This is a genomic window from Herbaspirillum sp. alder98 (assembly GCF_020179755.1).
Classification (GTDB): domain Bacteria; phylum Pseudomonadota; class Gammaproteobacteria; order Burkholderiales; family Burkholderiaceae_D; genus Herbaspirillum.
The window spans coordinates 1-5,552 of sequence record NZ_JAIUCY010000020.1 but is presented as its reverse complement, the minus strand read 5'-3'; the positions used below and the strand labels follow the sequence as shown (position 1 = coordinate 5,552).

Below are 5,552 nucleotides of genomic sequence, written 5' to 3'. Positions count from 1 at the left end.
TCTCTGCTGCTGACAAACAAAACGATTTGTTGGCGACGCAAGCGAAGCGAAAGCGACGCGGTGCGACAGAAAAGATCTTTAAAAATTAACAGCCGATAAGCGTGGGCGTTTAATGGAAGCGACAGACCTTCGGGTCTGGAAACTTTAAATATTAAATGCTCACAAGAAATATAGGTAAGTTCGAAAGAAATTACCTGTCAGTATTTTGAGAGAGCGACACCCTTCGGGGTGGCCAGAAATGGCACAAAACAGTGATTAAACTAAAGAGTTTGATCCTGGCTCAGATTGAACGCTGGCGGCATGCCTTACACATGCAAGTCGAACGGCAGCATAGGAGCTTGCTCCTGATGGCGAGTGGCGAACGGGTGAGTAATATATCGGAACGTGCCCTAGAGTGGGGGATAACTAGTCGAAAGATTAGCTAATACCGCATACGATCTACGGATGAAAGTGGGGGATCGCAAGACCTCATGCTCCTGGAGCGGCCGATATCTGATTAGCTAGTTGGTGGGGTAAAAGCTCACCAAGGCGACGATCAGTAGCTGGTCTGAGAGGACGACCAGCCACACTGGGACTGAGACACGGCCCAGACTCCTACGGGAGGCAGCAGTGGGGAATTTTGGACAATGGGGGCAACCCTGATCCAGCAATGCCGCGTGAGTGAAGAAGGCCTTCGGGTTGTAAAGCTCTTTTGTCAGGGAAGAAACGGTTCGAGCTAATATCTTGAACTAATGACGGTACCTGAAGAATAAGCACCGGCTAACTACGTGCCAGCAGCCGCGGTAATACGTAGGGTGCAAGCGTTAATCGGAATTACTGGGCGTAAAGCGTGCGCAGGCGGTTATGTAAGACAGATGTGAAATCCCCGGGCTCAACCTGGGAATTGCATTTGTGACTGCATGGCTAGAGTGTGTCAGAGGGGGGTAGAATTCCACGTGTAGCAGTGAAATGCGTAGATATGTGGAGGAATACCGATGGCGAAGGCAGCCCCCTGGGATAACACTGACGCTCATGCACGAAAGCGTGGGGAGCAAACAGGATTAGATACCCTGGTAGTCCACGCCCTAAACGATGTCTACTAGTTGTCGGGTCTTAATTGACTTGGTAACGCAGCTAACGCGTGAAGTAGACCGCCTGGGGAGTACGGTCGCAAGATTAAAACTCAAAGGAATTGACGGGGACCCGCACAAGCGGTGGATGATGTGGATTAATTCGATGCAACGCGAAAAACCTTACCTACCCTTGACATGGATGGAATCCTGAAGAGATTTAGGAGTGCTCGAAAGAGAACCATCACACAGGTGCTGCATGGCTGTCGTCAGCTCGTGTCGTGAGATGTTGGGTTAAGTCCCGCAACGAGCGCAACCCTTGTCATTAGTTGCTACGAAAGGGCACTCTAATGAGACTGCCGGTGACAAACCGGAGGAAGGTGGGGATGACGTCAAGTCCTCATGGCCCTTATGGGTAGGGCTTCACACGTCATACAATGGTACATACAGAGGGCCGCCAACCCGCGAGGGGGAGCTAATCCCAGAAAGTGTATCGTAGTCCGGATTGTAGTCTGCAACTCGACTACATGAAGTTGGAATCGCTAGTAATCGCGGATCAGCATGTCGCGGTGAATACGTTCCCGGGTCTTGTACACACCGCCCGTCACACCATGGGAGCGGGTTTTACCAGAAGTGGGTAGCCTAACCGCAAGGAGGGCGCTTACCACGGTAGGATTCGTGACTGGGGTGAAGTCGTAACAAGGTAGCCGTATCGGAAGGTGCGGCTGGATCACCTCCTTTCTAGAGTGCGCTGAAGTTAAGCGTCCACACTTATCGGCTGTAAATCAAAGAACAGTTATTTGGGTGATGCACGGTCGGGTAGCAAAGACTTGCACCCATACTGATCCAAGCGGGTCTGTAGCTCAGCTGGTTAGAGCACCGTGTTGATAACGCGGGGGTCGTTGGTTCGAGCCCAACCAGACCCACCAAAGTTTTCGGGGGTTTAGCTCAGCTGGGAGAGCACCTGCTTTGCAAGCAGGGGGTCGTCGGTTCGATCCCGTCAACCTCCACCAAGACATCAAACCTAAGTCTGCATCGTAAGATGCCAGGATTTAGGTTTGGTCTTTTACGATCAATGGCTGTTTTTGTTCTTTAACAATCTGGAAGAAGTAAAGATTCATTTAATGACGATCACCAGGACTTCGGTTCTTGTGAAAGTTAAAAAATGGGTGTGATTGTATCAATCAATGTATTACGAAGTGATCTTAGCAATTAGAAGACTTACTTTGGCAATACGGCAAACGCTAAACTCAAATTTTTCTATAACGCTCTGGCAACAGAGGCTAACGTTATAGGAACAAGCGAATAAGTGCACATGGTGGATGCCTTGGCGATTACAGGCGACGAAGGACGTAGTAGCTTGCGATAAGCTGCGGGGAGCTAGCAAACAAGCTTTGATCCGCAGATTTCCGAATGGGGAAACCCACCCGCAAGGGTATCACTCACTGAATACATAGGTGTGTGAGGCGAACGTGGCGAACTGAAACATCTAAGTAGCTACAGGAAAAGAAATCAACCGAGATTCCCAGAGTAGTGGCGAGCGAAATGGGACCAGCCTGCAAGATTTAGCATTTTTGATAGTGGAACGGAATGGAAAGTCCGGCCATAGAGGGTGATAGCCCCTTACACGAAATCATTAGTGTGGAACTAAGCTTGCGACAAGTAGGGCGGGACACGTGAAATCCTGTCTGAATATGGGGGGACCATCCTCCAAGGCTAAATACTCGTAATCGACCGATAGTGAACCAGTACCGTGAGGGAAAGGCGAAAAGAACCCCGGAAGGGGAGTGAAATAGATCCTGAAACCGTGTGCATACAAACAGTAGGAGCCTCGTAAGGGGTGACTGCGTACCTTTTGTATAATGGGTCAGCGACTTACATTCAGTGGCAAGCTTAACCGTATAGGGAAGGCGTAGAGAAATCGAGTCCGAATAGGGCGTTCAGTCGCTGGGTGTAGACCCGAAACCAAGTGATCTATCCATGGCCAGGTTGAAGGTGCGGTAACACGCACTGGAGGACCGAACCCACTAATGTTGAAAAATTAGGGGATGAGCTGTGGATAGGGGTGAAAGGCTAAACAAACTTGGAAATAGCTGGTTCTCTCCGAAAACTATTTAGGTAGTGCCTCAAGTATCACCATCGGGGGTAGAGCACTGTTATGGCTAGGGGGTCATCGCGACTTACCAAACCATTGCAAACTCCGAATACCGATGAGTGCGAGCTTGGGAGACAGACGCCGGGTGCTAACGTCCGACGTCAAGAGGGAAACAACCCAGACCGCCAGCTAAGGTCCCAAAGATTGGCTAAGTGGAAAACGAAGTGGGAAGGCTAAAACAGTCAGGAGGTTGGCTTAGAAGCAGCCATCCTTTAAAGAAAGCGTAATAGCTCACTGATCGAGTCGTCCTGCGCGGAAGATGTAACGGGGCTAAGCCAGTCACCGAAGCTGCGGATATGCAGTAATGCATATGGTAGGAGAGCGTTCTGTAAGCCTGTGAAGGTGTCTTGTAAAGGATGCTGGAGGTATCAGAAGTGCGAATGCTGACATGAGTAGCGATAATGCGGGTGAAAAGCCCGCACGCCGTAAGCCCAAGGTTTCCTGTTCAACGTTCATCGGAGCAGGGTGAGTCGGCCCCTAAGGCGAGGCAGAGATGCGTAGCTGATGGGAAGCAGGTTAATATTCCTGCACCGTCGTTAGATGCGATGGGGGGACGGATCGCGGAAGGTTGTCCGGGTGTTGGAAGTCCCGGTTTTTGTGTCAAAGAAGGCTGTTAGGCAAATCCGGCAGCGTAATTCAAGGGCATGAGACGAGCGAACTTGTTCGCGAAGCAATCGGAAGTGGTTCCAAGAAAAGCCTCTAAGCTTCAGTCTAACGAGACCGTACCGCAAACCGACACAGGTGGGCGAGATGAGTATTCTAAGGCGCTTGAGAGAACTCGGGAGAAGGAACTCGGCAAATTGGTACCGTAACTTCGGGATAAGGTACGCCCAAGTAGTTTGACTGGCCTGCGCCAGAAGGATGAAAGGGTTGCAATAAAATGGTGGCTGCGACTGTTTAATAAAAACACAGCACTCTGCAAACACGAAAGTGGACGTATAGGGTGTGACGCCTGCCCGGTGCTGGAAGATTAAATGATGGGGTGCAAGCTCTTGATTGAAGTCCCAGTAAACGGCGGCCGTAACTATAACGGTCCTAAGGTAGCGAAATTCCTTGTCGGGTAAGTTCCGACCTGCACGAATGGCGTAACGATGGCCACACTGTCTCCTCCCGAGACTCAGCGAAGTTGAAATGTTTGTGATGATGCAATCTACCCGCGGCTAGACGGAAAGACCCCATGAACCTTTACTGTAGCTTTACATTGGACTTTGAACCAATCTGTGTAGGATAGGTGGGAGGCTTTGAAGCAGGGACGCTAGTTCTTGTGGAGCCAACCTTGAAATACCACCCTGGTTTGTTTGAGGTTCTAACCTTGGTCCGTTATCCGGATCGGGGACAGTGTATGGTAGGCAGTTTGACTGGGGCGGTCTCCTCCCAAAGTGTAACGGAGGAGTTCGAAGGTACGCTAGGTACGGTCGGACATCGTGCTAATAGTGCAATGGCATAAGCGTGCTTAACTGCGAGACTGACAAGTCGAGCAGGTACGAAAGTAGGACATAGTGATCCGGTGGTTCTGTATGGAAGGGCCATCGCTCAACGGATAAAAGGTACTCTGGGGATAACAGGCTGATTCCTCCCAAGAGTTCATATCGACGGGGGAGTTTGGCACCTCGATGTCGGCTCATCACATCCTGGGGCTGTAGCCGGTCCCAAGGGTATGGCTGTTCGCCATTTAAAGTGGTACGTGAGCTGGGTTTAAAACGTCGTGAGACAGTTTGGTCCCTATCTGCCGTGGGCGTTGGAAGTTTGAAGGGGGCTGCTCCTAGTACGAGAGGACCGGAGTGGACGAACCTCTGGTGTATCGGTTGTCACGCCAGTGGCATTGCCGAGTAGCTAAGTTCGGAAGAGATAACCGCTGAAAGCATCTAAGCGGGAAACTCGCCTTGAGATGAGACTTCCCGGGAACTAGATTCCCCTAAAGGGTCGTTCGAGACCAGGACGTTGATAGGTCAGGTGTGGAAGCGCAGTAATGCGTTAAGCTAACTGATACTAATTGCCCGTGCGGCTTGTTCCTATAACATTAGTTCTGTTATAGACGAGTTTAGCAAAATTGTGTTTGCCCTTTGTGCATCACACCCAGTAGTCCACCCAGACTACAAATTCTTTACTTCTTCCCAGATTGAACTGCACGCTGCTCTGTCGAGAGCGTGCAGTTTTACAAGTTATGCCTGATGACTATAGCAAGTTGGTACCACCCCTTCCCATCCCGAACAGGACCGTGAAACGACTTCGCGCCGATGATAGTGCTGCAACCAGTGTGAAAGTAGGTCATCGTCAGGCTAGTATTCTGCATCACCCCATCCTCTGACGAGGGTGGGGTGTTTGCTTTTGCGCGGCCGCTTTGTATC

The 5,552-nt window shown here is 50.5% G+C and carries 2 tRNA genes and 3 rRNA genes; all 5 read left to right on the top strand.

The window, feature by feature from the left end:
• The first annotated feature begins 257 nt into the window (after positions 1-257).
• The 5 genes from LBW87_RS23775 (at position 258) to rrf (ending at position 5,484) form a co-directional block, all read left to right on the top strand.
• Positions 258-1,790 (top strand): 16S ribosomal RNA (locus LBW87_RS23775).
• 111 nt (positions 1,791-1,901) lie between these two features.
• Positions 1,902-1,978, top strand: a tRNA-Ile gene (locus LBW87_RS23770).
• Between the two features lie 8 nt (positions 1,979-1,986).
• Positions 1,987-2,062, top strand: a tRNA-Ala gene (locus LBW87_RS23765).
• A 282-nt stretch (positions 2,063-2,344) separates the two neighbouring features.
• A 23S ribosomal RNA gene (locus LBW87_RS23760) occupies positions 2,345-5,218 on the top strand.
• 153 nt (positions 5,219-5,371) lie between these two features.
• Positions 5,372-5,484: ribosomal RNA gene (gene rrf / locus LBW87_RS23755) — 5S ribosomal RNA — on the top strand.
• The 16S, 23S and 5S rRNA genes sit together here with 2 tRNA genes alongside, the layout of an rRNA operon.
• Positions 5,485-5,552 lie beyond the last annotated feature (68 nt).